The sequence below is a fragment of the Variovorax sp. Root318D1 genome (genome assembly GCF_001424835.1).
Taxonomy (GTDB): domain Bacteria; phylum Pseudomonadota; class Gammaproteobacteria; order Burkholderiales; family Burkholderiaceae_C; genus Variovorax.
In genome coordinates, this window is record NZ_LMCQ01000021.1 from 182,839 (window position 1) to 209,833 (window position 26,995).

29 protein-coding genes are annotated in these 26,995 nt (G+C 64.0%); 10 read left to right on the plus strand and 19 right to left on the minus strand.

Annotated features, from left to right (window positions below; genetic code table 11):
• Positions 1–229: 229 nt before the first annotated feature.
• A complete protein-coding gene (locus tag ASC78_RS19325) occupies positions 230–1,123 on the plus strand; it encodes a 4-hydroxy-tetrahydrodipicolinate synthase family protein (RefSeq protein ID WP_055805072.1) in 894 nt (297 codons plus the stop codon).
• Here the strand turns inward: ASC78_RS19325 and moaD are convergent.
• The 6 genes from moaD to ASC78_RS19355 all read right to left on the minus strand — a co-directional run bounded on the left by moaD (position 1,110) and on the right by ASC78_RS19355 (position 7,385).
• A complete protein-coding gene (gene moaD, locus ASC78_RS19330; RefSeq protein ID WP_055804792.1) occupies positions 1,110–1,361 on the minus strand; it encodes a molybdopterin converting factor subunit 1 in 252 nt (83 codons plus the stop codon). The two genes, ASC78_RS19325 and moaD, sit on opposite strands and share 14 nt — an antisense overlap.
• Positions 1,362–1,370: 9 nt before the next feature.
• The gene (locus ASC78_RS19335) at positions 1,371–2,648 is read right to left on the minus strand and encodes a molybdopterin molybdotransferase MoeA (protein ID WP_055804795.1); all 1,278 of its coding nucleotides are present in this window, start codon (positions 2,646–2,648) and stop codon (positions 1,371–1,373) included.
• The gene (gene mobB / locus ASC78_RS19340) at positions 2,641–3,216 is read right to left on the minus strand and encodes a molybdopterin-guanine dinucleotide biosynthesis protein B (protein WP_268810393.1); all 576 of its coding nucleotides are present in this window, start codon (positions 3,214–3,216) and stop codon (positions 2,641–2,643) included. The genes ASC78_RS19335 and mobB overlap by 8 nt, the downstream gene beginning before the upstream one ends.
• A 59-nt stretch (positions 3,217–3,275) precedes the next feature.
• Positions 3,276–4,691: a threonine synthase gene (thrC, locus tag ASC78_RS19345; protein WP_055804798.1), complete on the minus strand. Its 1,416-nt coding sequence runs from the start codon at positions 4,689–4,691 to the stop codon at positions 3,276–3,278.
• 21 nt (positions 4,692–4,712) lie between these two features.
• Complete coding sequence (locus ASC78_RS19350) at positions 4,713–6,035, minus strand: homoserine dehydrogenase (protein ID WP_055804803.1); 1,323 nt, start codon at positions 6,033–6,035, stop codon at positions 4,713–4,715.
• 114 nt (positions 6,036–6,149) lie between these two features.
• A complete protein-coding gene (locus ASC78_RS19355; protein WP_055804806.1) occupies positions 6,150–7,385 on the minus strand; it encodes a pyridoxal phosphate-dependent aminotransferase in 1,236 nt (411 codons plus the stop codon).
• Between the two features lie 100 nt (positions 7,386–7,485).
• Between ASC78_RS19355 and ASC78_RS19360 the strand changes: the two genes are divergently transcribed.
• From ASC78_RS19360 to ASC78_RS19385, 7 genes are all read left to right on the plus strand, one after another.
• Complete coding sequence (locus ASC78_RS19360; RefSeq protein ID WP_055804809.1) at positions 7,486–7,869, plus strand: Mth938-like domain-containing protein; 384 nt, start codon at positions 7,486–7,488, stop codon at positions 7,867–7,869.
• 136 nt (positions 7,870–8,005) lie between these two features.
• A complete protein-coding gene (locus ASC78_RS19365; protein ID WP_007830801.1) occupies positions 8,006–8,482 on the plus strand; it encodes a peroxiredoxin in 477 nt (158 codons plus the stop codon).
• 211 nt (positions 8,483–8,693) lie between these two features.
• A complete protein-coding gene (locus ASC78_RS19370; RefSeq protein ID WP_055804811.1) occupies positions 8,694–10,502 on the plus strand; it encodes a PhoH family protein in 1,809 nt (602 codons plus the stop codon).
• 152 nt (positions 10,503–10,654) lie between these two features.
• Positions 10,655–11,026: a VOC family protein gene (locus tag ASC78_RS19375; protein ID WP_055804814.1), complete on the plus strand. Its 372-nt coding sequence runs from the start codon at positions 10,655–10,657 to the stop codon at positions 11,024–11,026.
• A 36-nt stretch (positions 11,027–11,062) separates the two neighbouring features.
• Positions 11,063–11,515: a GyrI-like domain-containing protein gene (locus tag ASC78_RS19380; RefSeq protein ID WP_055805078.1), complete on the plus strand. Its 453-nt coding sequence runs from the start codon at positions 11,063–11,065 to the stop codon at positions 11,513–11,515.
• Positions 11,512–11,670 carry a hypothetical protein gene (locus tag ASC78_RS27190; RefSeq protein ID WP_200934331.1) on the plus strand — a complete coding sequence of 53 codons (159 nt, stop codon included), beginning with the start codon at positions 11,512–11,514 and terminating at the stop codon, positions 11,668–11,670. The genes ASC78_RS19380 and ASC78_RS27190 overlap by 4 nt, the downstream gene beginning before the upstream one ends.
• Positions 11,670–12,386, plus strand: coding sequence for a helix-turn-helix transcriptional regulator (locus ASC78_RS19385; RefSeq protein ID WP_055804817.1), 717 nt, complete (start codon positions 11,670–11,672; stop codon positions 12,384–12,386). Before ASC78_RS27190 ends, ASC78_RS19385 begins: the two co-directional genes overlap by 1 nt.
• An 8-nt stretch (positions 12,387–12,394) precedes the next feature.
• Here the strand turns inward: ASC78_RS19385 and dnaB are convergent, their stop codons facing one another.
• From dnaB to ppsA, 7 genes are all read right to left on the minus strand, one after another.
• Positions 12,395–13,804 (minus strand): replicative DNA helicase, encoded by a 1,410-nt coding sequence (dnaB, locus tag ASC78_RS19390; protein WP_055804819.1) that lies wholly within the window; start codon positions 13,802–13,804, stop codon positions 12,395–12,397.
• A 170-nt stretch (positions 13,805–13,974) separates the two neighbouring features.
• Positions 13,975–14,427 (minus strand): 50S ribosomal protein L9, encoded by a 453-nt coding sequence (rplI, locus tag ASC78_RS19395; protein ID WP_055804822.1) that lies wholly within the window; start codon positions 14,425–14,427, stop codon positions 13,975–13,977.
• Positions 14,428–14,438: 11 nt separating this feature from the next.
• Positions 14,439–14,720, minus strand: coding sequence for a 30S ribosomal protein S18 (gene rpsR, locus ASC78_RS19400; RefSeq protein WP_007830781.1), 282 nt, complete (start codon positions 14,718–14,720; stop codon positions 14,439–14,441).
• Positions 14,721–14,741: 21 nt separating this feature from the next.
• On the minus strand, positions 14,742–15,059 hold the full coding sequence (priB, locus tag ASC78_RS19405) for a primosomal replication protein N (protein WP_235505142.1): 318 nt from the start codon (positions 15,057–15,059) through the stop codon (positions 14,742–14,744).
• A gap of 4 nt (positions 15,060–15,063) precedes the next feature.
• Positions 15,064–15,438 (minus strand): 30S ribosomal protein S6, encoded by a 375-nt coding sequence (gene rpsF / locus ASC78_RS19410; protein WP_055804825.1) that lies wholly within the window; start codon positions 15,436–15,438, stop codon positions 15,064–15,066.
• Between the two features lie 114 nt (positions 15,439–15,552).
• A complete protein-coding gene (locus ASC78_RS19415; RefSeq protein WP_055804828.1) occupies positions 15,553–16,071 on the minus strand; it encodes a hypothetical protein in 519 nt (172 codons plus the stop codon).
• Positions 16,072–16,283: 212 nt separating this feature from the next.
• Positions 16,284–18,677 carry a phosphoenolpyruvate synthase gene (gene ppsA / locus ASC78_RS19420; RefSeq protein WP_055804831.1) on the minus strand — a complete coding sequence of 798 codons (2,394 nt, stop codon included), beginning with the start codon at positions 18,675–18,677 and terminating at the stop codon, positions 16,284–16,286.
• A gap of 191 nt (positions 18,678–18,868) precedes the next feature.
• Between ppsA and ppsR the strand changes: the two genes are divergently transcribed.
• Positions 18,869–19,690 (plus strand): posphoenolpyruvate synthetase regulatory kinase/phosphorylase PpsR, encoded by an 822-nt coding sequence (gene ppsR, locus ASC78_RS19425; RefSeq protein ID WP_055804834.1) that lies wholly within the window; start codon positions 18,869–18,871, stop codon positions 19,688–19,690.
• A gap of 33 nt (positions 19,691–19,723) precedes the next feature.
• On the opposite strand, the gene ahpF is transcribed toward ppsR, so the two are convergent.
• Positions 19,724–21,295, minus strand: coding sequence for an alkyl hydroperoxide reductase subunit F (ahpF, locus tag ASC78_RS19430; RefSeq protein WP_055804836.1), 1,572 nt, complete (start codon positions 21,293–21,295; stop codon positions 19,724–19,726).
• 87 nt (positions 21,296–21,382) lie between these two features.
• Positions 21,383–21,955, minus strand: coding sequence for an alkyl hydroperoxide reductase subunit C (ahpC, locus tag ASC78_RS19435; protein ID WP_021006525.1), 573 nt, complete (start codon positions 21,953–21,955; stop codon positions 21,383–21,385).
• Between the two features lie 242 nt (positions 21,956–22,197).
• Between ahpC and bfr the strand changes: the two genes are divergently transcribed.
• A complete protein-coding gene (gene bfr / locus ASC78_RS19440) occupies positions 22,198–22,674 on the plus strand; it encodes a bacterioferritin (protein ID WP_055804838.1) in 477 nt (158 codons plus the stop codon).
• Between the two features lie 22 nt (positions 22,675–22,696).
• Here bfr and ASC78_RS19445 read toward each other — a convergent pair whose 3' ends face one another.
• Genes ASC78_RS19445 through ASC78_RS19460 form a run of 4 tightly spaced genes read right to left on the minus strand, consistent with a single transcriptional unit; the run spans position 22,697 to position 26,646 of the window.
• Positions 22,697–23,251, minus strand: a complete 555-nt coding sequence (locus tag ASC78_RS19445; protein ID WP_055804841.1) for a cytochrome b/b6 domain-containing protein — start codon at positions 23,249–23,251, stop codon at positions 22,697–22,699.
• Between the two features lie 11 nt (positions 23,252–23,262).
• Entirely contained in the window at positions 23,263–23,559 is a 297-nt protein-coding gene (locus ASC78_RS19450) for a PepSY domain-containing protein (RefSeq protein ID WP_055804844.1), read from the minus strand.
• Between the two features lie 37 nt (positions 23,560–23,596).
• Entirely contained in the window at positions 23,597–24,283 is a 687-nt protein-coding gene (locus ASC78_RS19455; protein WP_055804848.1) for a Fe2+-dependent dioxygenase, read from the minus strand.
• Between the two features lie 32 nt (positions 24,284–24,315).
• Positions 24,316–26,646 (minus strand): TonB-dependent receptor, encoded by a 2,331-nt coding sequence (locus tag ASC78_RS19460; RefSeq protein WP_235505143.1) that lies wholly within the window; start codon positions 26,644–26,646, stop codon positions 24,316–24,318.
• Positions 26,647–26,995: the final 349 nt, after the last annotated feature.

Genomic DNA, 26,995 nt, shown 5'->3' on the forward strand with positions numbered 1-26,995 from the left:
TCGGCAATGCCTTGCCACGCCACGCTCTCCACGGTGCTTTCGCGCCTCGAAAGCAGCGCTGCGCGCCAGGGCAGCAAAGCCAAAAAACCCAAGCTCGTCTGACCGGAGCTGCGGTTCCGTCGTCGGATGAGCGACGGAACCTGCAAAGGCCTTGGCCCCCGACTGGGTTGCGCGCGCATCGAACGACGGTTCTTTTCCATCGGTCGATCCCGTAAGGAAGCCTCGCGTGCTGCAACCCTCTCACCCCTCCTCCCGCCCTGATTTCTCGGGCCTCTGGATTCCTCTCGTCACACCGTTTCGCGGTGGCGCCATCGACCATGCCGCACTCTCGGCGCTAACCCGCCGGCTCGCGGGCGACGACGTTGCCGGCTTCGTGGTCTGCGGTTCGACCGGCGAGGCCGCCGCGCTCGATGAGACTGAGCAGCTCGCCGCACTCGAGACAGTACAGGCGGCCGCCGAGGGACTGCCGATCGTCATGGGGCTGTCGGGCTATCACCTGGGCAAGACGACGGCCTGGGTACGCCGGCTGGCCGAACGCCCGCTGGCGGGGCTGCTGGTGCCCGCGCCGCACTACATTCGGCCATCGCAGGCCGGCCTGCTCGAATGGTTCCGCGCCATCGCCGATGCCAGCGCCGCGCCGGTGCTTATCTACGACATTCCCTACCGCACCGGTGCGACCATCGCGCGCGAAACGCTGCTGGCCTTGGCCGAGCACCCGCAGATCCGCGGCATCAAGGACTGCGGCGGCGACATGGCCAAGACGCGCGCAGTGATCGCCGACGGCAGGCTTCAGGTGCTGTCTGGCGAAGACCACCAGATCTTCGGCACGGTGGCCGAAGGCGGCGTGGGCGCCATCGCGGCGAGCGGCCATGTGCAGACGCGGCGCTTTGTGCAGGTGCTGCGCCTCTTGGCCGAAAACCGGCTCGCGGAAGCGCGCGCCGAATGGCAGCCGCTGCAGCCGCTGATCGAGATGCTGTTTGCCGAACCGAACCCCGGGCCGCTCAAGGCGCTGCTGGCACACGGCGGATCGATGAGCGACGAACTGCGCTCGCCGATGACCCGGGCATCCAACGCGCTGCGCGAGCGCCTGGTGGCGTTGAACGCCCGGCTCAGCCGCCCGTAACGGGTGGGAAGAAGGCGACCTCGCAGCCTTCGCGCAGCGCGGCCGCCTCGTCGCTCATGGCTTGGTCGAGTGCCATGCGCACGGCCTTGCCGCGTGCGAGCGCCGTGGCGTAAGCGCCGCCGCGGGCGATGAGTTCGTCGCGCAATGCGGCCAGCGTGGCGGCGGTGGTGTCGACGGTTTCACCGCTGGTGTCGAGCGCCTCGCGCACTGAGGCAAAGTAACGGATCTGGACTTTCATGGATTCGCCTCAGGCCAGCAGCGAGGCCAAGGGAATGAACTTCACCGTGTCGCCCGCCTTGATGATCTGGCCTGGCGGGTTGTCGATGACGCCGTCGCCCCAGACCATCGACGTGAGCACGCCCGAGCTCTGGTTGGTGAACAAGTCGAGCCCACCTGCAGCGTTGCGCCGCGCGCGCAGGAACTCGCGGCGCTTGTCGGCGCGCAGCCAGTCGAAATCGGCACGCATCGGTACGGGCTCGGGTGCCACACGCGTGGCGCCCTGCATCGTCAGCAGGAAGGGGCGAACGAGCAGCAGAAAGGTCAGGAAGCTGGACACCGGGTTTCCGGGCAGCCCGGTGACGTGGCAGCGGCCTTGCGATTCGCCCCCGGCCCTCGGAATAGAGCCATAGGCGAAAGGCTTGCCCGGCTTCATCGAGAGCGACCACAACTGCAGTTCGCCGAGCGTCTGCACGGCCGCCTTGATGTGGTCTTCTTCCCCTACCGACACGCCGCCGGTGGTGATGATCAGATCGCTGTTCTTGGCCGCACCGCGCAGCGCCTCGATGGTGGCTTCGCGCTTGTCGGGCACGATACCGAGGTCGTTCACCTCGCAGCCGAGCCGATGCAGCAAGGCGCGCATGAAGAAGCGGTTGGAGTTGTAGATCGCGCCGGGCTTCATGGCCTCGGGCGCGACCTCGCCGGGCATCACCAGTTCGTCGCCGGTGGAGAGCAGCGCCACGCGCGGCCGCCGTGCCACCTGGAGCCGGTCGAAGCCCACGCTGGCCGCGAGGCCCAGCGCCGCGGGCGTCAGCCGCTCGCCCTTGCACAGCACCACGTCGCCGGACGCGACGTCTTCGCCCGCGCGGCGAATCCACTGGCCGGCGGCGGGAACGGTCTCGATGCGCACCGCGCCGAGCGTGCCTTCCTGCGGCAGCACTTGCGTGTCTTCCTGCATCACGATGGCATCTGCGCCTTCGGGGATCTGCGCGCCGGTGAAGATGCGTGCCGCGGTGCCGGCCGCGAGCGGCGTACCCACGGTGCCAGCGGGAATGCGCTGCGCCACCTGGAGCACTGCGCCGGGGGCGGCGCAGTCGGCCACGCGCACCGCGTAGCCGTCCATCGAGCTGTTGTCGCGCGGCGGCACGGTGAGCGCGGACACCAGGTCTTGCGCAAGCACGCGGCCATCTGCGTCGAAGGTGGCGACGCTTTCGGCGGGCAACCTGGGCTGTGCCTTCTCGAGCAGGCTTGCCAGCGCATCGTCAAGCGCCATCAGCGGGGGACGCGAAGGAACAGCAGGATCAGCCATGGTGTTCGGGGTTGTATTCGAAGCGGCTGCCGCTGTCGATCAACCACTGCGCGATGCCCTCGATGTCGTCGAGGTCGAACAAGGGAAGGTTGGTGGGCGCCGGCAGTCCTTTTGGCGCGTTGGTGGCAATGGCGGTCACGAAGGCGTCTTCGATGTACTTCGAAGGCCGGGGCGGCTGGCCCGCCTCGGGGGCGCGCCAGACTTCGATCTTGAGCAGGTCGCTGTGCTTGAAGCCCTCGACCAGCACCCAGTCGACACCGTCGTGAAGCTCTGCAATGAGGTCATGCACCGTCAGCTGCGCGGGCTGTTCAAATTCGCGGATCAGCGCGAGCCGCTTGTCCGACGCCACAACCACCTCGAAGGCCCCGGCCTCGCGGTGGCGGTAGGTGTCCTTGCCCGGATGGTCGATGTCGAACTTGTGATGCGCATGCTTGACCACCGACACGCGCTGGCCGTGGAGCTTGAGCACCGGAATCAGGCGCTCGACCAGCGTGGTCTTGCCTGAACCCGAATACCCGGAAAAGCCGATCACCTTCATGTCGAGTTCCTGTGGCTGCTGTTTACGCAGCAGCCGAATGCAGATGCAGTTGCGAGGCAGCCGCCGCCATGCGCGGCGTGCGGCAAAGGTCAATCACAGTTCTGGGCGATATAGGCCTTCACGGCTTCCACATCGGCCGGAAGCTTGACGACCCGCTTGGGCAGCGCCTCAATGCCTTCGAACCTGGCCGGCCGCGCAGGCTCGTGGCCGAGCGCCTCCACAAGCGTGGCTGCAAACTTGATCGGCAGCGCGGTTTCGAGCACCACCATCGGCACGCCGGGCGCGAGGTGTTCTCGCGCGGCCTTGAGGCCGTCGGCGGTGTGCGGATCGACCAAGGTGGCAAAGCGCTTGTCGGTGTCGCGGATGGTGGCCAGCCGGTCAGCGTGGGTGCTGCGGCTGCTCTTGAAGCCGAAGCGCTCCGCGGCTTGCTTGAAGGCGGGATCGCCGCTCAGGTCGAAGCGGCCCTGGCCGCCCAGCTCGTCCACGAACAGCGAGCGCAGCTTGGCGGCGTCGCGGCCCACCAGGTCGAACACGAAGCGCTCGAAGTTGCTGGCCTTGCTGATATCCATCGACGGGCTCGAGGTTTCATGCGTATCGGCCGCCGCGCGAACGCGGTAGATGCCGGTGCGGAAGAACTCGTCGAGCACGTCGTTCTCGTTGGTGGCGACCACCAGCGTCTGGATGGGAAGGCCCATCATGCGCGCCACGTGGCCCGCGCACACGTTGCCGAAATTGCCCGACGGCACGGTGAAGCTCACAGGCTTGTCGTTGCTGGCCGTGGCCTGGAAATAGCCGGCGAAGTAGTAGACGACTTGCGCGAGCAGGCGCGCCCAGTTGATCGAGTTGACCGTGCCGATGCGGTACTTGCGCTTGAAGCCCAGGTCGTTCGACACCGCCTTGACGATGTCCTGGCAGTCGTCGAACACGCCGGTGATGGCGATGTTGTGGATGTTCTCGTCCTGCAGGCTGAACATCTGCGCTTGCTGGAACGGGCTCATGCGGCCGTCCGGCGAGGTCATGAAGACGCGCACGCCCTTCTTGCCGCGCATGGCGTACTCGGCCGCGCTGCCGGTGTCGCCGCTGGTGGCACCGAGGATGTTGAGCTCGGCGCCTCGGCGGGCCAGTTCGTACTCGAACAGGTTGCCCAGGAGCTGCATCGCCATGTCCTTAAAGGCGAGCGTCGGGCCGTTGGACAAAGCTTCGAGGTACACGCCGTCTTCGAGCTCGCGCAGCGGCACGATTTCTTCGGTGCCGAACACCTCGGGCGTGTAGGTCTTGGCGCAGATCGCCTTGAGGTCGGCCGGCGGAATGTCGTCGATGTAGAGCGACAGAATTTCGAACGCCAGTTCGGCATACGGCAGGCTGCGCCATTTCGCGAGCGTGGCGGAGTCGATCTGCGGATACTCATCGGGCAGGTAGAGCCCGCCGTCGGGCGCGAGGCCTTCAAGCAGGATTTCGCAGAAACGCTTGCGGTCGGGGTGGCCGCGGGTGCTCAGGTAATTCACGGTGGTTCTCTTGCGCCGCCCTCAGGACAGCTCTTCCTTGCGGATGCGCACGATCGGCTGCAGCACGGTGGGCAGTGCCTGCAGTTCCGCGAGCACGTCGTTCACGGTGCCTTCACGCGCATCGTGCGTGAGGATGATCAGGTCGGTCTGGGTGGAGCCTTCGCCGCCCACTTCGTCGGCTTCGCGCTGCAGCACCGCGTCGATGCTGATGCCGGCGGTGGCCAGCAGGCCCGTCACCTTGGCGAGCACGCCGGCCTGGTCGGCCACGCGCAGGCGCAGGTAGTAGCTGGTGACGACCTCGGTCATCGGCAGTACCTTCAGGTCGCTCATGGCGTCGGGGTGGAAGGCCAGGTGCGGCACGCGGTGCGCGGCGTCGGCCGTGTGCAGGCGCGTGATGTCGACGAGGTCGGCGATCACGGCGCTGGCGGTCGGCTCGCTGCCCGCGCCCTTGCCGTAGTAGAGCGTGGTGCCCACGGCATCGCCATGCACGACGACGGCGTTCATTGCGCCCTCGACGTTCGCAAGCAGGCGCTTCGACGGCACGAGCGAGGGATGCACGCGCAGCTCGATGCCTTGCGCGGTGCGCTTGGTGATGCCGAGCAGCTTGATGCGGTAGCCGAGCTGTTCGGCGTATTTGATGTCCTGCGCGGCGAGCTTGGTGATGCCCTCGATGTGCGCCTTGTCGAACTGCACTGGAATGCCGAAGGCGATGGCGCTCATCAGCGTGACCTTGTGGCCCGCGTCGACCCCTTCGATGTCGAAGGTTGGGTCGGCTTCGGCGTAGCCCAGGCGCTGCGCCTCCTTGAGCACGGTCGCGAAGTCCAGCCCCTTGTCGCGCATCTCGGAGAGGATGAAATTGGTGGTGCCGTTGATGATGCCGGCCAGCCACTGGATGCTGTTGGCCGTGAGGCCTTCGCGCAATGCCTTGATGATCGGGATGCCGCCGGCCACCGCGGCTTCGAAGGCCACCATCACGCCCTTGGCGTGGGCGGCCGCGAAGATTTCGGTGCCGTGCACGGCGAGCAGCGCCTTGTTGGCGGTGACCACGTGCTTGCCGGCCGCAATGGCTTCTAGCACCAGCTGCCGCGCAATGCCGTAGCCGCCGATGAGTTCGATGACGATGTCGATGTCCGGGTTGGCAATGATGGCGCGCGCATCGCTGACCACCTTCACGCCCTCGCCCGCCACTTCGCGCGCACGCGCCTGGTCGAGGTCGGCCACCATCGTGATCTCGATGCCGCGGCCCGCACGGCGCTTGATTTCTTCCTGGTTGCGCAGCAGCACCTTGAAGGTGCCGCTGCCGACCGTGCCTGCGCCGAGCAAGCCTACTTGGATGGGTTTCATTGGGAGATTCGCGTTAATGGTTTAAATGGGGCGGCAGGCGGCGCGCTCACGGCGCGGCTCATGCAGTGGGGCAGGTTCCAGGCGCCACCTGCAGAACCGCGGCACATGCGGATGTCATGACTCTGTCTCGCTGCTGCGCAAACGGTACAGCTCCAGGAACTTGGCAATGCGGTGGATGGCCTCGCGCAGGTCTTCCTCGTGCGGCAGGAACACGATGCGGAAATGATCGGGCGTGGCCCAGTTGAAGCCGGTGCCCTGCACCAGCATCACCTTGGTTTCCTTCAGCAACTCGAGGAAGAACTGCCGGTCGTCCTCGATTGGATAAATCTTCGGATCGAGCTTCGGGAACATGTAGAGCGCAGCGCTAGGCTTGACGCAGCTCACGCCAGGGATGGCCGTGATCAGCTCGTAGGCCAGGTCGCGCTGGCGCCGCAGACGACCTCCGTCGCCCACCAGGTCGTTGATGCTCTGGTAGCCGCCAAGGGCGGTCTGGATGGCCCATTGGCCGGGCACGTTGGCGCACAGGCGCATGTTCGAGAGCATGTTCAGGCCCTCGATGTAGTCTTCCGCCCGCTTCTTGTCACCCGACACCACGAGCCAGCCCGCGCGATAGCCGCATGACCGGTAGCTCTTGGATAGCGAATTGAAGGTCAGCGTGAGCACATCCGTCGAAAGGCTCCCGATCGCTGTGTGCTTCGCGTGGTCGTACAGCACCTTGTCGTAGACCTCGTCGGCGAAGATCACCAGATGGTGTTCCCGCGCGATGGCCACGATGCTCTTGAGCAGCTCATCGGAATAGAGCGCGCCGGTCGGGTTGTTCGGGTTGATCACCACGATGCCCTTGGTGCGCGGCGAGATCTTGGCGCGGATGTCGTCGAGGTTCGGCATCCAGCCGTTGTCCTCGTCGCACAGGTAGTGCACAGGCTTGCCACCCGACAGGCTGGTCACAGCGGTCCAAAGCGGATAGTCGGGCGCCGGAAGCAGCATTTCGTCGCCGTCGTTCAAGAGCGCGTTGGTGGCCATGGCGATCAGCTCGCTGGCGCCGTTGCCCAGGTAGATGTCGTCGAGCGTGACGCCGGCAATGCCCTGCTTCTGCGTCTCGTGCATCACGGCCTTGCGTGCCGCGAAGATGCCCTTGCTGTCCGAATAACCCGCCGAGCCCGGCAGGTTGCGGATCATGTCCTGCTGGACTTCCTCAGGCGCATCGAAGCCGAACACGGCAAGGTTGCCGATGTTGAGCTTGATGATCTTCTGGCCCTCTTCCTCCATCCGCTGGGCGGCCTCCATGATGGGGCCGCGAATGTCGTAGAGCACGTTGGCCAGCTTGGCCGATTTCTTGAACTGCTTCAAAGGGCCCTCCCGGGCGCGGGTTACTCGATGTCGAAAGGCCCTCAAAGGCCTCGTGTCACTGGGGAAAACCTATAATTTGACCACAGTTCCCAGTGCCCCGATGAAGCTCCAGCCCGACAAATCCGACACCCAGTCCCTCACCGCCCACGGCCCCGGGTGGGTCGCGATCAACAACGAAAAGGTCGAGGGCAGCGTGGTGGTTGGCTCGCGCGGCGAGCGCTTCGAGTGGAATTGCACCCGTTTCGACCAGCTGGGCCCCGAACATTTCGCCCAGCTGGCGTCGCTCGGCGCCGAATTGATCATCTTCGGGAGCGGATCCCGGATCCGCTTTCCGCAGCCGTCCTGGCTGCAGCCGCTCATGGCCAAGCGCACCGGCGTGGAGACCATGGACACCCCGGCAGCCTGCCGCACCTACAACATCCTGGCCGGCGAAGGCCGCCACGTGATTGCCGCCCTGCTGGTCGAACCACCCCAGGATAGCTGAGGGGGAGCTTTTCGGGGTAAAATACCGGGTTGCGAACAGGCCAGCTGCCCTCAGTTAGCAACGACCAATCCTCCATTTCGTCGAGTGTGCCTCAAAGCGCCCGATCCAATGGAAACCAACGGAGAAAACAAGATTCATGGCGATCGTTGTCAACAAACCCATTCCTGAATTCGACGCCAACGCCACGGGTGGCCTGAAAGTCTCGAATACCTCGCATCTCGGCCACGTGCTGGTCATGTATTTTTACCCGAAAGATAACACTCCGGGTTGCACGACCGAAGCCATGCAGTTTCGCGATCGTTACAAAGACTTCGAAAAAGCCGGCGCCACCGTGTTCGGCGTGTCCCGCGACAACATGAAGTCGCACGACGAATTCAAGGCCAAGCTCGAACTCCCCTTCGAACTCATCGCCGATACCGAAGAAAAAATGTGCCACATGTTCGGCGTGGTCAAGAACAAGATCATGTACGGCAAGAAGGTCAAGGGCATCGAGCGCAGCACTTTCCTCATCGGCGCCGACGGCATCTTGAAGGCCGAATGGCGCGGCCTCAAGGTCCCTGGCCATGTCGACGACGTGCTCAAGGCCGTCAAGGCGCTCAAGAAGGCTGCCTGACCGTTACAACAAGCGCGGACTGTGCGCTTTTGCTTCAACCCGTGGGAATTGCCCAACGGACTGTGCAAAGAGCGCGAGACGCGTCACCGCGGGTGTGCATAATGGCCTCATGCCGTTGAGCTCCACGACCGCATCCCCCGAACAAAGCCGCCTTGGTCTACAGGCGGCTTTTTCGTTTTCTGGTTTCCACTTCCTGCGAGCGACCTGACACATGCCACTGCCTCCCGCCCCCACGAAACGCGCCGCATTGCTCTCGCCGGATGCGCACGATGCACCCGCCCGCTCCTCCCACAGGGGGGGCTCGCGGCGCTCGGGCGAATCGCGCGCCGATTCGGCTTCATCGAGCGGCTCCCAGCCGCTGGAACTGTTCGACCGCAGCGCCGCGGATGCGGTAGGCGGCGGTACCGAGGCTGCGCCTGTGGCCCGCGGCAGGTCGAAACCCGCCCCCTCCCGCAGTCCCGAACGCAACCAGGACCGCAATCAGGAGCACAGGCCTGCCGCCCGCGGCGAGCCCGAGGCGCCGCCCGCCGTCTATGTGCCGCCGCCGTTGCCGGCTGCGGCGCCGCAACCAACGCGTGCCAAACGCGCCAAATCGAATGGTCCGGCCAAGCTGTTCGTGCTCGACACCAACGTGCTGCTGCACGATCCGATGTGCCTGTTCCGCTTCGAAGAGCACGACATCTTCCTGCCGATGATCGTGCTGGAGGAGCTCGATGGCCATAAGAAGGGCACCACCGAAGTGGCGCGCAATGGCCGCCAGACCAGCCGCACGCTCGACGCCCTGGCCGCGACGCAGGACGCCGACATCGCCAAGGGCCTGAAGCTGGACACCACGGGCCATCGCGAGGCCGGTGGCAAGCTGTTCTTCCAGACGGCGCCGCTCGACTACTCGCTGCCGGTCAGCCTGCCCCAAGGCAAGGCCGACAACCAGATCCTCGGCGTGGTGCAGGCCCTGCGCGACCTGCACGACCTGCACGCCAAAGAGCAGCCCGGCCGTCCGAAGCAGGAAGTGGTGCTGGTGTCGAAGGACATCAACATGCGCGTCAAGGCGCGCGCACTCGGCCTCGCGGCCGACGACTACCAAAACGACAAGACGCTGGAAGACGGCGACCTGCTCTATGCGGGTTCGCTCGCGCTGCCGCCCGATTTCTGGACGCGCCAGAGCAAGACGGTCGAAAGCTGGCAAAGCGGCAGCAACACCTTCTACCGCGTCAGCGGGCCGCTGGTGCCCAACCTGTACATCAACCAGTTCGTCTATTTCGAGGCCCCGGGCGAGCCGAGCATGTACGCGCGCGTCACCGAGATCCGCGACAAGACCGCGGTCTTCAAGACCCTGAAGGACTACAGCTCGGGCAAGAACGCGGTGTGGGGCGTGAACACGCGCAACCGCGAGCAGAACTTCGCGATGAACCTGCTCATGGACCCCGAAGTCGACTTCGTCACGCTCACGGGCACCGCCGGCACCGGCAAGACGCTGATGGCGCTGGCCTCGGGCCTGACGCAGGTGCTCGACGACCGCCGCTATACCGAGATCATCATGACCCGTGCCACTGTAAGCGTGGGCGAAGACATCGGCTTCCTGCCCGGTACCGAGGAAGAAAAGATGGGCCCCTGGATGGGAGCGCTCGACGACAACCTCGAGTTCCTGGCCAAGGGCGACGGCGGCGGCGCCGGCGAATGGGGCCGCGCGGCCACCAACGAGCTGATCCGCAGCCGCATCAAGGTCAAGAGCATGAACTTCATGCGCGGGCGCACTTTCCTCAACAAGTACGTGATCATCGACGAGGCCCAGAACCTGACGCCCAAGCAGATGAAGACGCTGATCACCCGGGCCGGCCCGGGCACCAAGATCATCTGCATGGGCAATCTTGCGCAGATCGACACGCCATACCTGACCGAAGGCTCCTCGGGCCTCACCTTCGCGGTGGACAAGTTCAAGGGCTGGCCGCATGGCGGGCACATCACGCTGGCGCGTGGCGAACGCTCGCGGCTGGCTGACTTCGCGAGCGACGTGCTCTAGGCTTCGTCCGATCCGATCAAAGCCCGCGCATGCTCCTCGGAGCATCGCGGGCTTTTTTTCGTCCGTGGTGACAGGCTCCTGACAAGACGTTGTCAGGAGGCGGTCCGCACCATCAAGGCTCCTTCCAACGCACAATCGAAAGAGAGTCCCTCATGCAAAACGCCATCAGCTGGTTCGAGATTCCCGTCGCCAACATCGATCGCGCCCAAGCCTTCTATGAAACCGTGCTGGGCCGCACGCTGCGCCGCGAAAACTTCGGCGGCGAGACGCTGGCCGTGTTCCCCTACGACGATCCTGCCACTGGCGGGGCGCTCCAGGCGGGTGCGAACGCCAGCGCACGCGCGGGCAGCGGGATCCGCATCTACCTCGACTGCATGCCAAGCATCGACGCCGTGCTCGCACGGGTCGAAGCGGCAGGTGGCCAGATCGTGGCGCCCAAGTCCGCGCTGCCACCGGGCATGGGCTTCATCGCCCATCTGCGCGACACCGAAGGTAACGAAGTCGGCCTTCACGCTCTGGCCTGAGCCACCGTGGCATCGCTTACGCAGGAGAAAAAGCAGATGGAACCCATACGCCAGCACCATGGCGCCTTCCAGGTTGCGGGCCTCACGGCCCGCACCACCAACCGCGAAGAGAACGAGCCTGCAACGGCCCGCATCGAGGGACTGTGGAACCGCTTCTTCGCGGAAGAGACCTATCGGTCGACACCGCATCGCACCGAAGACGCGCGCATCTTCGGCGTCTACTCCGGCTACGAATCGGACGCCGATGGCCCGTTTGACGTGACCGTGGGCGTGGCTGTGTCGCATGCAACGAGCGAAGCTGCGACCATCGAGGCCGGCGACTACCTCGTCTTCACAAGCCAGGGCGAAATGCCGCAAATGGTGATCGATGCCTGGCAGCGCATCTGGCAGTATTTCGAGGCAAACCCGACAATCGCGCGCCTCTACCGCAGCGACTTCGAAGCGTACGACGGACCTGACAAAGTGGCGATCCACATCGGAGTCTCATGAGCACCAAGAAAAGCTGGCGCGACAGGCTCGCCGGCTACCCGGGCGGCATCGAATCTCAAATGACCAGGCTCGAGGCCGAAGGCCACACGGTCGTGCAGCGCGGCAAGCGCTACTTCGTCGAAGACTTCGCGAAGAAACTGGCCCGCACACGCTGATGCGCCGCGCCGACCGCCTCTTTCAGCTTGTGCAGCTCATCCGTGGCCGCCGGCTCACCACGGCCGCCTTCCTCTCGCAGCGCCTGGAGGTGTCGGAGCGCACGGTGTACCGCGACGTGGCCGATCTGCAGCACCAGGGCGTGCCTATCGAGGGTGAAGCCGGCGTGGGCTACCGGCTGGGCGCGGGCTTCGAGCTGCCGCCGCTGATGTTCACGCAGGAAGAGGCTTCAGCGCTCATGGCTGCGGCGCGGCTCGCGCAGAGCTGGGTCGATCCGGCGCTGGCGCGCAACATCGAAACCGGGCTGGGCAAGATTCTTTCGGTGCTGCCGGCAGCGGCACGGGTCTCGGCGGAAGCGCTGGCGCTCTACGCGCCCGCACTGGGCCTGGACGACACCATGCGCAACCGGCTGCAGATCTTGCGCGAGGCCGTCGAGGCACGCCAGAAGCTGCGGCTCAGCTATCGGGATGTGTCGGGTGATGCCAGCGAGCGCACTGTGCGCCCGCTCGGCTGCTTCTACTGGGGCAAGGTCTGGACGCTTTCGACCTGGTGCGAACTGCGCAGCGACTTTCGCGGCTTTCGCATCGACCGCATGGACGCGGTCGAGGTGCTGCCGGAGCGCTTTCGCGACGAAGCGGGCAAGACGCTGGCCGACATGCTGCGCCAGGTGAAGGCCCGCTCGGCGGAAGCGAAGCGGCTCGAACAGCAGCAGCAATAAACGAGGGATCAATAGTCGTCGTTGCTGCCGTAGCTGGCCATATTCTCGAACTTGGTGAGCGGCTTGAGGAAGGTCAGCTTGACGGTGCCCGTGGGCCCGTTCCGGTGCTTGCTGATGATCACCTCGGCCACGCCCGGCTCCTTGCTGTTCTTGTCGTAGTAGTCGTCGCGGTAAATGAACATGATGATGTCCGCGTCCTGCTCGATGGCGCCGGATTCGCGCAGGTCGCTCATCATGGGGCGCTTATCGGTGCGGCTTTCGACGCCGCGGCTCAACTGCGACAGCGCGATCACCGGGCACTTGAGCTCCTTGGCAAGCATCTTCAGGCCGCGCGAAATTTCGCCCACCGCCGTGGCGCGATTCTCGTCGTTCATGCTGGTCGACACGCTCATGAGCTGCAGGTAGTCGACCACGATCAGGCCGAGCCGCCCGTACTGCCGCGCCAGGCGGCGTGCATTTGCGCGCAGTTCGCTGGTGGTGAGGCCCGGCGTCTCGTCGATGTGCAGCGACACGTTGCGCAGCTTCTCAATGGCCTCGGTCAGGCGCGGCCACTCTTCGTCGCTGAGCTTGCCGGTGCGAAGGTGTCCCTGGTCAATGCGGCCGATTGAGCCGACGATACGCACCGCGAGTTGCGAAGCGCCCATTTCCATCGAGAAGACCGCCACCGGCAGCCCTTCGTTGAGCGCCACGTGCTCGGCGATGTTGATGGCCAGCGAGGTCTTGCCCATGGAAGGACGCGCGGCCAGCACGATCATGTCGCCCGGCTGCAGGCCCGAGGTCATCTTGTCGAACTCGTAGAAGCCGGTGCGAACGCCAGTGATGTCGTTCGGGTTCTCCGCCATCTCGGTCACGCGGTCGAGCAGTTCGACCACGAGGGCATCCATGCTCTGGAAGCCCTGCTTCATCCGCGTGCCTTCTTCGCCGATGTTGAAGATCTTCTGCTCGGCCTCGTCCAGGATCTTGTCGACCGACTTGCCCTGCGTGTTGAAGGCGTTGGTCGCGATCTCGTCGCTCGCGGAGACTAGCTTTCGCAGGATGGAGCGTTCGCGCACGATCTCCGCATAGCGGCGGATGTTGCTCGCGCTCGGCACGTACTGCGCGAGCGAGTTCAGGTACACCAGCCCGCCGATTTCCTCGGCCTTGCCAAGGCCCTGCAGCTGCTCGTAAACGGTAATGACGTCGGCCGGCTTGCTGGCATTGATCAGCCCGCCGATGGCGGCGTAGATCAGCTTGTGTTCATGGCGATAGAAGTCGCCATCCACCAGCAGGTCGCCCATTCGGTCCCACGCGCCGTTGTCGAGCAGCAGCCCGCCAAGCACACTCGACTCGGCCTCGATCGAGTGAGGCGGAATGCGGAGTTTGGCGACTTGGCGGTCGGCCGACGGGTCATTGTCGGCATAGGAGAAAACGGCGGACATGGACTTCCCTTGCAACCCTGCATGCTAAGCCGCACACGCGCTGGCGTGTGTGGACAAGGTTGTGAATAAACGGTGATCTTTCAGTGAATCGACCGGGAGAACCGGTGCGCAAAAAGACAAAAGCCGCCCGAGGGCGGCTTTTGCGGCAGCGCGCAAGGCGCTGTGGACGATCAGGCGGTTTCGCCGTAGACCGTGACGGTGATGTCGACCACCACGTCGGTGTGGAGCGCAACGCTCACGGTGCTGTCGCCGACGACCTTGATCGGGCCGTTGGGCAGGCGCACTTGCGACTTCGCAACCTTGTAGCCTTGCTTGCCGAGCTCTTCGGCGATGTCGCCGTTGGTGACCGAGCCGAACAGGCGCCCGTCGACGCCGGCCTTTTGGGTCAGCTTGATGGTCGTGCCGCCGAGCTTCTCGCCCTGGGCTTGCATTTCAGCCAGCTTGGCAGCCGCAGCCTTTTCGAGTTCGACGCGCTTGGCTTCGAATTCGGCCTTGTTGGCAGCGGTAGCGCGGCGGGCGCGGCCCGACGGGATCAGGAAGTTGCGGGCGTAGCCGTCCTTGACCTTGACGATATCGCCCAGGGCGCCGACGTTCAGGACCTTGTCCAGAAGAATGATTTGCATGGTACGGCTCCTTAGACGCGGTGCTGGTCGCTGTACGGCACCATCGCGAGGAAGCGCGCGCGCTTGATCGCGGTGTTGAGCTGGCGCTGGTAGATCGCGCGCGTGCCGGTCAGGCGTGCGGGGATGATCTTGCCGTTTTCGCTGATGAAGTCACGCAGCGTGTCGATGTCCTTGTAGTCGATTTCCTCGACGCCAGCGACGGTGAAACGGCAGAAGCGCTTGCGCTTGAACAGCAGCGACTGGGTGTTGCGCTTCGGGCGCTTGTCTTTGTTGAATTTCTTGAACGTGGCCATTTGGGGACCTCTTGTCGAAAATTAATCTTGCTGAAAATCCTGGATGTGCAGGACCGGATGCTTGCCGTTGCCCGGTGTCGCGAGAAAACCCTGAAAACGCCAGAGGCTTCCCATCGACTGCGTTGCGAGCCTTTCGGCGATGGCGCCGAAGGCAACGGCCTTGAGGGCCGTTTTCACCTGCCTGGCTTTTCCTGCCTCCTGAAGCGTCGACTCGTGTTCGAGCTTCAGGTCGATGGCGGGAAGGCCGGCCGGCGTGTATCGCAAGGCTCCGAGTTCGGCAACAGAGGCTGTCAGCAGAAGCTGATTGACCCCGGTTGCCGCAGCAGCGGCAGCGGTCACGCCATCAGCTGTTGTTGGCGGCGTATTCGGCCTGCTGGGCCTTGCGGGCTTCTTCGCGCTCGACCGTCTTCATCATCGACGAAGGACCGGTGTCGGCCTTCTTCTTCTGAACGGTGAGGTGGCGAAGCACGGCGTCGTTGAACTTGAACGCGTGTTCGAGTTCGCCCATCACGGTTTGCTCGGCTTCAATGTTGACGCACAGGTAGTGCGCCTTGTTGAGCTTGTTGATCTGGTAAGCCAGCTGGCGGCGGCCCCAATCTTCAACGCGGTGGATCTTGCCACCGCCGGCCGTGATGAGGCCCTTGTAACGCTCCAGCATGGCCGGAACTTGTTCGCTCTGATCCGGGTGGATCAGCAAAATGATTTCGTAGTGACGCATGGCACTCCTTGTGGATTCTTCCGTAGAAGAGGAAAAGCCACCTGCAGCGTCGGGCGCAGTGTGGCAAGGCAAAGCCGGCTATTGTAGCACTGCTGGCGCAGCGCTTGTCCAGCCTCAGTCGTTCAAGGCCTTGTCGAGTGCGGCGGCCTTCTCGGGGCCCACGGCGGCACGTATCTTGGGTGCCAGCGCTACCAGATCTTCGTAGCTGGTGGTGCCCTCGACCTGCAGGTTGAGCCGAAACCCCTTCAGCCCGAGAGCACCCGTCAATTGGGTGGCGATCGGATAGGCATCCTTGTAGCGCTGCTGCCTGCTGCGCCCGGCAGGCGGCGCGGGCTCGGCCGGCTTTGGCGTGGGCGTCGGGACTGGCGCCGGCGGCGCTGCGGGCGCCCTGCTTGCGGCCGGCGGTTCTGGTTCCTTGGCCGGTGCGGCCGGTTTGCTGCCCGCCGCTGGACCGAGCAGTCCCAGCGTGACCAGTTGATCGATTTCTTCACGCGCAATGCCCGCTCCGGCCAGCACTTCGTCGACCGAACGCTTGCCGTCGAACAGGATGAAAGCCGTACGCTGGCGCGGTGAAAGGGGCACCGAGCGATCTTTGAGGACCTGCTGTCCGGCTTCTGTCTTGACAAGAATCATGATGGTTTCTTCCGGGTAATGCCGGCGGATGCGGCGACGAGCGGTTTCGCCATGCGCAGTCCGCGAGCGGCCGGCCAGCCCCGTGGAGTCACGGAACTGACACCTAGTAACACATTCTGATTCAATTCTGCAGGCATTGGCGCGGGAATTCCCATGGGAATTCCCGCAGTGGCTGCTACGCGACAAGCGACGCAACGCGCGCCGCCGCGCCTTCAACGCTTGGCGAGTTGCTGCCAGGTGTCGATCACGCTGTCGGGATTGAGGGAAATCGACTCGATCCCCTGTTCCGCCAGCCAGAGCGCAAAGTCCGGATGGTCGCTGGGGCCCTGGCCGCAAATGCCGACGTACTTGCCTTCGGCCTTGCAGGCCTTGATGACGCGGCTCAGCAGAGCCTTGATGGCCGGGTCGCGCTCGTCGAAGTCGGCGGCCAGAAGCTCGAGCCCAGAGTCGCGGTCCAGGCCGAGCGTGAGCTGGGTCAGGTCGTTCGAGCCGATCGAGAAACCGTCGAAGAACTTCAGGAACTCCTCGGGCAGGATCGCATTGCTCGGCACCTCGCACATCATGATCAGCTTGAGCTCGTTCTCGCCGCGCTTCAGGCCATGCTCGCCGAGCAGCGTGGTCACGCGTTCGGCCTGGCCCAGCGTGCGCACGAAGGGCACCATGATCTGCACGTTGACCAGGCCCATGTCGTTGCGCACGCGCTTCAGCGCCTCGCATTCCATGGCGAAGGCCTCGCCGAAATCCTTGCTCAAGTAACGCGCGGCGCCGCGGAAGCCCAACATCGGGTTTTCTTCTTCCGGCTCGTAGCGGCTACCGCCGATCAGCTTGCGGTACTCGTTCGACTTGAAGTCGGAGAGGCGCACGATGACCTTCTTGGGCCAGAAGGCTGCCGCGATGGTCGCGATGCCTTCGGCCACCTTGTCGACATAGAAGGCACGCGGGGAAGCGTGGCCGCGGGCCACCGACTCGACGGCTTTCTTCAGGTCGTTGTCGACATTCGGATAGTCGAGGATCGCCTTCGGGTGCACGCCGATGTTGTTGTTGATGATGAACTCGAGCCGCGCCAGGCCGACGCCGTGGTTCGGCAACTGCGCAAAGTCGAAGGCGAGTTGCGGGTTGCCCACGTTCATCATCAACTGGATGTCGATCTCGGGCATCACGCCACGCTGCACTTCGGTCACCTCGGTCTCGAGCAGGCCGTCGTAGATGAAGCCGGTGTCGCCCTCGGCGCAGCTCACGGTCACCAGCGTGCCTTCTTTCAGCAGGTCGGTGGCATCGCCGCAGCCCACCACGGCCGGAATGCCGAGTTCGCGCGCAATGATGGCCGCGTGGCAGGTGCGCCCACCGCGGTTGGTGACGATAGCGGCAGCGCGCTTCATCACCGGCTCCCAATTGGGGTCGGTCATGTCGGTGACGAGCACGTCGCCGGCCTGCACCTTGTCCATCTCGCTGATGTTGTGCACGAGCCGCACGGGGCCGGTGCCGATCTTCTGGCCGATGGCACGGCCTTCGGCCAGCACAGCGCCCTTGCCCAGCAGCTTGTAGCGCTGCTCGGCCTTGCCCTGCTGCTGGCTCTTCACGGTTTCCGGGCGCGCCTGCAGGATGTAGAGCTGGCCGTCGGTGCCGTCCTTGCCCCACTCGATGTCCATCGGGCGGCCGTAGTGCTCTTCAATGACCAGCGCGTATTTGGCAAGCAGTTCGACATCGGCGTCGCTCAGCGAATAGCGGTTGCGCTGCTCGGCCTTGACGTCGGTCGTCTTGACCAGCTTGCCGGTCGCCTTTTTCTCTTCGGGCGTTGCGAACTCCATCTGGATCAGCTTGGAGCCGAGGTTGCGGCGGATCACCGCCCGCTTGCCGGCGCGCAGCGTCGGCTTGTGCACGTAGAACTCGTCAGGGTTCACGGCGCCCTGCACCACCGTTTCGCCCAGCCCGTAGCTGGAGGTGATGAACACCACGTCTTCGAAGCCCGATTCGGTGTCGATGGTGAACATCACACCGGCCGCGCCGAGGTCGGAACGGACCATGCGTTGCACGCCGGCCGAGAGCGCGACCACGTCGTGCGCAAATCCCTTGTGCACGCGGTAGCTGATGGCGCGGTCGTTGTAGAGGGAGGCGAACACCTCCTTCATCTTGTGCAGCACGTCGTCGATGCCGACCACGTTGAGGAAGGTTTCCTGCTGACCGGCAAACGAAGCGTCCGGCAGGTCTTCGGCGGTGGCCGAAGAACGCACGGCGAAAGAGGCGGCGGGGTTGCCAGCGCTCAGCTTGGCGAAAGCGTCGGCAATGGCTTTCTGAAGATCGGCCGGAAAAGGCTGGGCCTCGACCATGGCGCGAATTTCAGCGCCGGCCACGGCCAGCGCCCGCACGTCTTCGGTGTCCAGGGCGGCGAGCCGCTTGCTGATCTTGTCGGCCAGTCCGTCATGAGCCAGAAACTCGCGGAAGGCGTGCGCCGTGGTCGCGAAGCCCGTGGGCACTCGCACGCCCTGCGGCAGTTGCGAGATCATTTCGCCGAGGCTGGCGTTCTTGCCGCCGACCGACTCGACGTCGGTCATCCTCAGGTTTTCAAACGGTACGACCAGGGCGGTCGCGTCGAAAAGTGCAGACATGGGAAAGCTCCAGAAGTTGAAACCGATGCTGCATGCAGACGGCGCGGCACGATCGTTGTCGTTGCTTTGGGTGCTGGCGCGGCGTGCATGGAAAGAATTGGGTCAGGGGAAAGCGGATTCCCGATAATGGCCCGAATTGTAGGCGTGGCGAGGTTGCACGCGCCGCAGGACAAGGCCGCAAGAGCTACACCATGCATACACGCACTGTTTTCTTCATTTCAGACGGCACCGGGATCACCGCCGAAACTTTCGGTAACGCCGTGCTCGCGCAGTTCGAGATGAAGCCGCGCCACGTGCGGTTGCCGTTCACGGACACGGTCGACAAGGCCCACCAGGCGGTGCGGCAGATCAACCACACGGCCGAGGTAGAGGGCGTTCGTCCCATCGTCTTCACGACCCTGGCGAACATGGAGGTGCTCGAAGTCATCGAAACCGGGTGCAAAGGCATGCTGCTGGACATGTTTGGCACCTTCGTGCGCCCGCTGGAGATCGAGTTGGCGGTCAAATCGAACCACCGCATCGGCCGCTTCAGCGACGTCAGCAAGAGCAAGGAGTACGACGCGCGCATAGCGGCCATCGACTTCAGCCTGGCACACGACGACGGCCAGAGCAACCGAGACCTCGAGGGTGCCGACGTGATCCTGGTGGGGGTGAGCCGCAGCGGCAAGACGCCCACGTCTCTTTACCTGGCAATGCAGCACGGCCTGAAAGCAGCTAATTACCCGCTGATACCGGAAGATTTCGATCGACGCCAGCTGCCTCCGGCCTTGATGCCCTATCGCAAGAAGATCTTCGGGCTCACCATCCAGCCCGAGCGGCTGAGCCAGATCCGCAACGAGCGCCGGCCCGATTCGCGCTACGCCAGCCTCGAAAACTGCCGCCACGAGGTGGCCGAGGCCGAGGCGATGATGCGACGGGCGGGCATCCGGTGGCTTTCGACGACGACAAAGTCGATCGAGGAAATTGCCACCACCATCCTGCAGGAACTGAAGCCCGAGCGGCTGGTTTACTGAACCTGCCGCCCGGTCAGCCCGTCGCTGCCGCGTTCAGGCAGCAATCTGCTCGGCCGGCGCGGAAGTGCGGATCAGGTGGTCGAACGCGCCCAGTGCCGCCTTCGCGCCGTCGCCGGCCGCGATGATGATCTGCTTGAACGGCACCGTGGTCACGTCGCCCGCCGCAAACACGCCCGGCACCGAGGTCTGGCCCCTGGCGTCGACCACGATCTCGCCGTGCTTGGTCAGCTCGACCACGCCCTTGAGCCAATCGGTATTGGGCACCAGGCCGATCTGAATGAACACGCCTTCGAGCTCGACCTTCTTCAGCTCACCCGTCGCGCGGTCCTTGTAAACAAGGCCGTTGACCTTCTGGTCGCCGGTGATCTCGGTGGTCTGCGCATTGGTGAACACGTCGACGTTCTGGAGGCTCTTGAGCTTGCGCTGCAGCACGGCGTCGGCGCGCAGCGCGGTGTCGAACTCGATCAGCGTCACGTGGCCGACGATGCCGGCAAGATCGATCGCCGCCTCGACGCCCGAGTTGCCGCCGCCGATGACAGCGACACGCTTGCCCTTGAAGAGCGGCCCGTCGCAGTGCGGGCAGTAAGCCACGCCCTTGTTCTTGAACTCGTGCTCACCGGGCACGTTGATGTTGCGCCAGCGCGCACCGGTCGAGATGATGATCGACTTGCTCTTGAGCGAAGCGCCGCTCTCGAGCTGCACTTCGATGAGGTCCTTGCCCGGAACCAGCGCCTTGGCGCGTTGCAGGTTCATGATGTCGACGTCGTAGTCGCGCACGTGCTCTTCGAGCGCATGGGCGAACTTCGGCCCTTCGGTTTCCTTGATGGAAATGAAGTTCTCGATGCCGAGCGTGTCGAGGACCTGGCCGCCGAATCGCTCCGATGCCACGCCGGTGCGGATGCCCTTACGCGCCGCATACACGGCAGCCGCGGCACCGGCCGGGCCGCCGCCGACGATCAACACGTCGAACGGGTCCTTGGCGGCGATCTTCTTTGCCTCGCGCTCGACGCCGCTGGTGTCGATCTTCGCGAGGATCTCTTCCAGGCTCATGCGCCCCTGGCCGAATTCGGTGCCGTTCAGGAACACGGTAGGCACGGCCATCACCTGGCGCTCCTTGACCTCTTCCTGAAAGGTGCCGCCCTCGATCATCGTGGTGCGGATGCGCGGGTTCTGGATGGCCATCAGGTTCAGCGCCTGGACCACGTCGGGGCAGTTGTGGCAGGTGAGCGAGACGTAGATCTCGAACTCGAAGTCGCCGTCGAGCGCCTTGATCTGGTCGAGCACAGCTTGCTCGACCTTGGGTGGGTAGCCGCCGATCTGCAGCAGCGCAAGGATCAGCGACGTGAATTCATGGCCCATTGGCAGGCCGGCAAAGCGCGGGCCGTGGTTCTCGCTCGGACGATTGACCGAGAAAGAGGGCTTGCGATGGTTGTCGTCGCGGCTTTCGGTCAGCTTGACCAGCGGCGACACTTCTGCGACGTCCTTCAGCAGCGACAGCATTTCGCCCGAGGCCTTGCTGTCGTCGAGCGAGGCGACGATCTCGATCGGCTGCGTGGCGCGTTCGAGGTAACTCTTCAATTGGGCTTTGGTGCTGGCGTCGAGCATGAGGGGCTCTCTTTCGATAACTGAAAACTATCAACAGGGGACAAAAAAACCCGGGGCCTCGTGAGCGCCCGGGCTTTCGCGGGACGCTTAGATCTTGCCGACGAGGTCGAACGAAGGCTTGAGCGTTTCGGCGCCTTCGGTCCACTTGGCGGGGCAAACTTCGCCGGGGTGGGCGGCCACGTACTGGGCAGCCTTCACGCGGCGCAGCAGTTCGGCAGCGTCGCGGCCGATGCCGTTGTCGTGCACTTCGATGGTCTTGATCTTGCCTTCGGGGTCGATCACGAAGGTGCCGCGGTATGCGAGGCCGGCGTCTTCGCCTTCTTCGATCAGCACCTGGAAGGCGCGGGCCAGTTGCTGGCTAGGGTCGCCGATCAGCGGGTACTTGACCTTGCCGATGGTGTCCGAGGTGTCGTGCCATGCCTTGTGGGTGAAGTGGGTGTCGGTGGACACGCCATAGATCTCCACGCCGAGCTTCTGGAATTCTGCGTAGTGGTCGGCGAGGTCGCCGAGTTCGGTGGGGCACACGAATGTGAAGTCCGCCGGGTAAAACACCACGACCGACCATTTGCCCTTGAAGTTGTCGTTGCTGACCGGCACGAACTTGCCGTTGTGATACGCGGTGGCCTTGAAGGGAATGATTTCGGTGTTGATCAGGGACATTGCTGTTTCCTTGTGGTGGCTAATGAAAAGAACGAGCCATTAGTATAACTACCAATTCATCAGTTTCAATAGTTAACAGCTATTAAAATCATTACAGGTTGCTATGTCCGCGATGGCGCCCCAGCGGGCGAATACGAACGTGTATCACCATCAAACGCATGCAGACCGGCGCAGCATGGGATTGCTTGCAACTGCTTACCCACCCCTCTCACAATCGGTGCTTTCAGAACAAGGAAAACACCATGAAGGGCGACCCTAAGGTCATCGAACATCTGCAGGCGCAGCTCAAGAACGAGCTCACCGCAATCAACCAGTACTTCTTGCACTACCGGATGCTCAAGCACTGGGGCCTGGACAAGCTGGCCAAGAAGGAATACGAGGAATCCATCGGCGAGATGAAGCACGCCGACAAGCTGATGGACCGCATCTTCATGCTCGATGGACTGCCGAACCTGCAGGACCTGGGCAAGCTGAACATCGGCGAGGATGTGCCCGAACTTCTGACCTGCGACCTGGGCGCCGAAACTGGCGCGCAAGCCACCATCAAGGACGGCATTGCCTACTGCGAAACGGTGCGCGACTACGTTTCACGCGACCTGCTCCAGGAAATCCTGGACGACACCGAAGAGCACATCGACTTTCTGGAAACCCAGATCGAGCTGATCGACAAGGTCGGCCTGCAGAACTACCTGCAATCGCAGATGGGCGAGCTCAGCTGATCGGCGAGGCCGGGCGCAACCGTCAATCGACGTCGCCCGGCGCCTGCGGTCGCTTGCGACCGCTGAGCATGGCAGTCACCAGGTTCTCGCGGTGCCGCCAGCTCGTGAAAACGACACCGGCCAGATGCAGGGCAATCAGCGCCACCAGCGTCCAGGCCAATGTGCGGTGGAGCCATTCCACCCACGCCAGTCCCCAGAACATGTCGAGCGAGTACATCCAGCCCGTAACGCCGACGGCAGCCACCGCGGCCAGCAAGGCAATGACCATCCAGCCGCCCAGTGGGTTGTGGCCCATGTAGCGCTTTTCCCGCCGGGCAAGCACCTCGCCCGCATAGCGCCGCACTTCGGAGGGCGAACGAACGAACTGGCGGAATCTCGCGTAGCGCCCGCCGAGTCCGCCGCCGATGCAGCGGCCCGCGACCAGGGCCAGTGCCGCGTAGCCCGCCCATTCATGCTGCCGCAGCAGCGCCTCGCCGCTGAACCATGCCACCGCAATGGCGGCCACCAGCGCCCAGTGTGTTGCACGCAGCCAAAGCGCCCAGACCCGCGTCGATGGACGCCCGGAAACCGCATGCACCGCGCAGCGCCTCAGGAAGGCTGCTTTACCTGTCCGACCTTCACGAAGGTCTTGGGATCGAAGAACGCTTCGGCGCGCTGGCCCTTCTCGTCGAAGCCGTAGACCTCGTAACAGCCATTGAAGTTCTTGATCTGGCGCACCTTCCAGCCTTCGGAGGTGAGCTTGCGCTGCAGCTCCATCTGCGGACGCATTTCTTCCTTGGGAACCGGCGCGCACTTGACCGCGTCGTGGTCGACGAACTGCGCGGATGCGGACGCGGACCAGAGGACGGCCGCTGCAGCCGCCACATAAAGAAGTGACTTGTTCATGAATGGTCTCCCGGCATTGCCGGCACCACGCCGTGGCTCAGATGTCGAGCCACATGCGCAGCAGGTTGTGATAAGTACTGGTAAGCCCGATCACGCCCGGATCGGTCTCGCCATATTGGCTGCGGAGATGGCGCAGGTGGTTGTCCATTTCGAACAGCAGCCGGCGCTGCTCGTCGCTGCGCACCATGCTCTGGATCCAGAAATAGCTCGCGATACGGAAGCCCCGCGTCACGGGCAGCACCCGGTGAACGCTGGTGCCCGGATAGAGCACCATGTCGCCCGCTGCGAGCTTGACGCGCTGGGTGCCGAAGGTGTCCTCGATCACGAGTTCACCGCCGTCATATTCGTCAGGCTCGGCCAGGAACAGGGTGCACGAAATGTCGGTGCGCACCCTGCCCGTGCCGTCGCGCAGAAAACGGACCGCGCTGTCCACGTGATTGCCGAAGCTGTTCGACGCACCGCCGTAGCGATTGAACAGCGGCGGCGAAATCTGCTTTGGAAGCGCAGCCGAGAAGAAAACCTGGTGCCGCTCGAGCCCGCGCAGCAGCAGCTGCTGGACCGCGCGGGTTTCTTCGCAGTCTTCCCTCAGCTGCTCGTTGTTCTTCGCCTTGGCCGACTGCTCGCCTGCGGTCAGGCGGCCGTCTTCCCAGGGCGCTTGGCCCAGGATTTCCCTGGCCTGGCGGACTTCGTCAGACGTGAGGACTTCGCGAATGTGCAAGAGCATGAAGAGCGGAAGATCGGTTGTGCCGGTCTATTCTAGAAACGTGCGCCAACCGTGAAGAGCACCGTGCGCTTGGCACCGGCAATCACGAAGCCAGGATAGAGCTGGTCGCCGTAGAGCTTGTTCGTCACGTTGTTGACGTTGAGCTGCGCATACAGATCGGGCGTGAACTTGTACTCGAGCATCATGTCGCCCACCACGTAGCCAGGGGTGCTGTTGGCCAGGCTGGCAGCGCCGCTGGCGCCTTGCAGCGGCCGGTTCTCGGATGCGCCGCGCACACCGCCCGCGATGCGGAACTTGGGCGTGGCCTGGTAGCTGATCCACGCGGCGCCGCTGTGCTTGGGCGTGAGGCCCACGCGCGAGCCGACGGTGCCCGGCGTCGCGGTGCTGCCGACCTGGTCGATGGTTGCCTTCGGAATGTAGGAGTACGAGAAGTAGACCTCCCACTGCGAAGTCAGCCGGCCGACCACGTCGAGCTCAAGGCCCTGCGAATGGCGCTTACCCGACAGCAGGTAGGAACTGCTGGCAAAGTCCGAGTCAGTGGTGCGTTCGTTGGTCTTCTCGGTGCGGAAGATGGCGGCGCGCGTCGAGAGCTTGCCGTCGAGCCAGTCGAGCTTGGTGCCGAGTTCGATGTTGCGGCTCTTCTCCGGTGGCGTGCCCGCCGTCTGGGGCGTCACGTACTGGTAGGTGTCCGCGGACGAATTGAACGACGTGCTGTAGGACAGGTGATACGACTGCGTGGTCGAAGGCTGATAAAGCACGCCGGCGCGGTAGCTCCAGGCGCCCTGCGACAAACTGGTGGATGCCACCGTCGGCAGCGGGCTACCGGCGGAATAGCGCTCGCGCGGATCGGTACAGTTGGCCGTTTGCGTATAGCCGCGCGGCGCAGGGGTGGGCCTGACGCACGCAGGATTCGAGTAGTTGTACTGGTTGAAGTCGCCGCTGAGGTGGTCGTAGCGCACGCCGCCGAGGATCTTCCAGTCAGGCGCGACCTGGACCAGGTCCTGCAGGTAGACGCCGATCGACTTGGCGGAATAGGAACTCGAGTCGCGGTACACCGGCTCCACGAACGTGCCGCTCAGGCCGGCACCGTCATTCGGCGTGCCGACGAAGGTGTTGGCTCGCGAACCCAGCGCGCGGCCGCGGAAGCTGTTGTTAAAGAAGGCATCGTTCTGGTAGCGGCTCGCTTCCTCCTTGGAGGCATCGATACCGGCCAGCAACTGGTGCTTCATGCCGCCCAAGTTCAGCTCCTTGCTGTAGTCGCTTTGCAGGTAGGTGCCCTTGTACTCGTCCTTGCGCGGCGTGAGGCCGCTGCGCGTGAGCACCGTGTAGTCGCCGAAGTTGGCCAGCGTGGTCGGCGCACCGAAGGTGGTGCTGGCACCAGCGGCGGTGGACCACTGGTTGCGGTCGAAGGTACCCGAGCGCACCTGCGTGCGCAGTTCGCCGCCGTCATCGAATCGATGGAGCCAGGAAGCCGTGCCGTAGGTGGCTTGGCCAAGTAGCTTGTCGGCCGTGGTGCCGTAGAAGCTGCCCGGCTTGATGGGGGCGATTGTTCCCAGGCTGCCGATGGTGGGCACGCCGCTCGCGTTGTAGCCGGTAATCCCTTGGCGGCCGGTCGCCACCCAGCGAACCGCCGACAGTGGAACGTTGTCGACGTTCAGGTGGAACAGGCCGACGGTGAATTCATTGGCCGTGCCCACGCCCCAGCTGTACGAAGGCGCAATGCCGTACTTGTCGACCTTGGCGCCGCCGTTGTCGGCCTTGTTCCACATGCCGTTGATGCGCAGCGCCGACGTCTCGCCGGTGCGCACATTGAAGTCGGCGGTCGTGCGGTAGTAGCCGCGGGAGCCGACGGTGGCTTCCACGTCGGTCTGGTCGGCCAGCAACGGCTTCTTGGTCACCTGGTTGATCACGCCACCGGTGGAACCCCGTCCGAAGATCATCGACGCCGAACCGCGCAGTACCTCGATGCGCTCGAGGTTGAAGGTGTCGCGGTCGTACTGCGAAGGGTCCCGCATGCCGTCGATGAGCAGGTCGCCCACGGTCGCAACCGGGAAGCCGCGCAGCCGGATGTCCTGGTCGGTGCCGTTCTCGGTCGCGGCGAAAGTGATGCCGGCCGAATAGTGCAAGGCGTCGCGAAGCGTATCGAGCTTGACGTCGTCGATGAGCTTTTCGGTGATGACGTTGATCGACTGGGGAATGTCGCGAATTTCTTGCGTTCCCTTGCCGATGTTGGTCTTCTTGGTCTGGACCTGGTCCTTGCCTTGTGCTTCGGCCTGCTCCGTCACCGTGACGGTGCCCAACGTTCCGCCTTGCACCGTGGCCGGCGGTGTCTGCGCCCAGCTGCTGACCGAGGCAGCCAACATCAGGGCTCCAAAAGGAAGCATTGCCGCTTCACGCGACGTGACCGCTGCGGCAGCCGCATTGACGGAAGAAGACACGGAGCGCGACGTACGAGCGCGCTGACGGGCGGCATGGGCCAAGATAACCTCCAGAAAGCCAAAAAACGGCTAGTTTTTGAATGGCTGGCTGGCCCCGGCGCGAGGTCGGGAAAGTGGCTTGCCGAAATTTGGCTGGAGTGTAGTTGGAACGTAGTCTTAATCATTCGCAGTTAGATTCGCTTGTTGCGAAAATACTACTTTCTCCCACACCGACACAAAAGACCTCTGCTTTGGATAGTTATTGAAAATGCGAGAGATTCGTATTTATAATTGG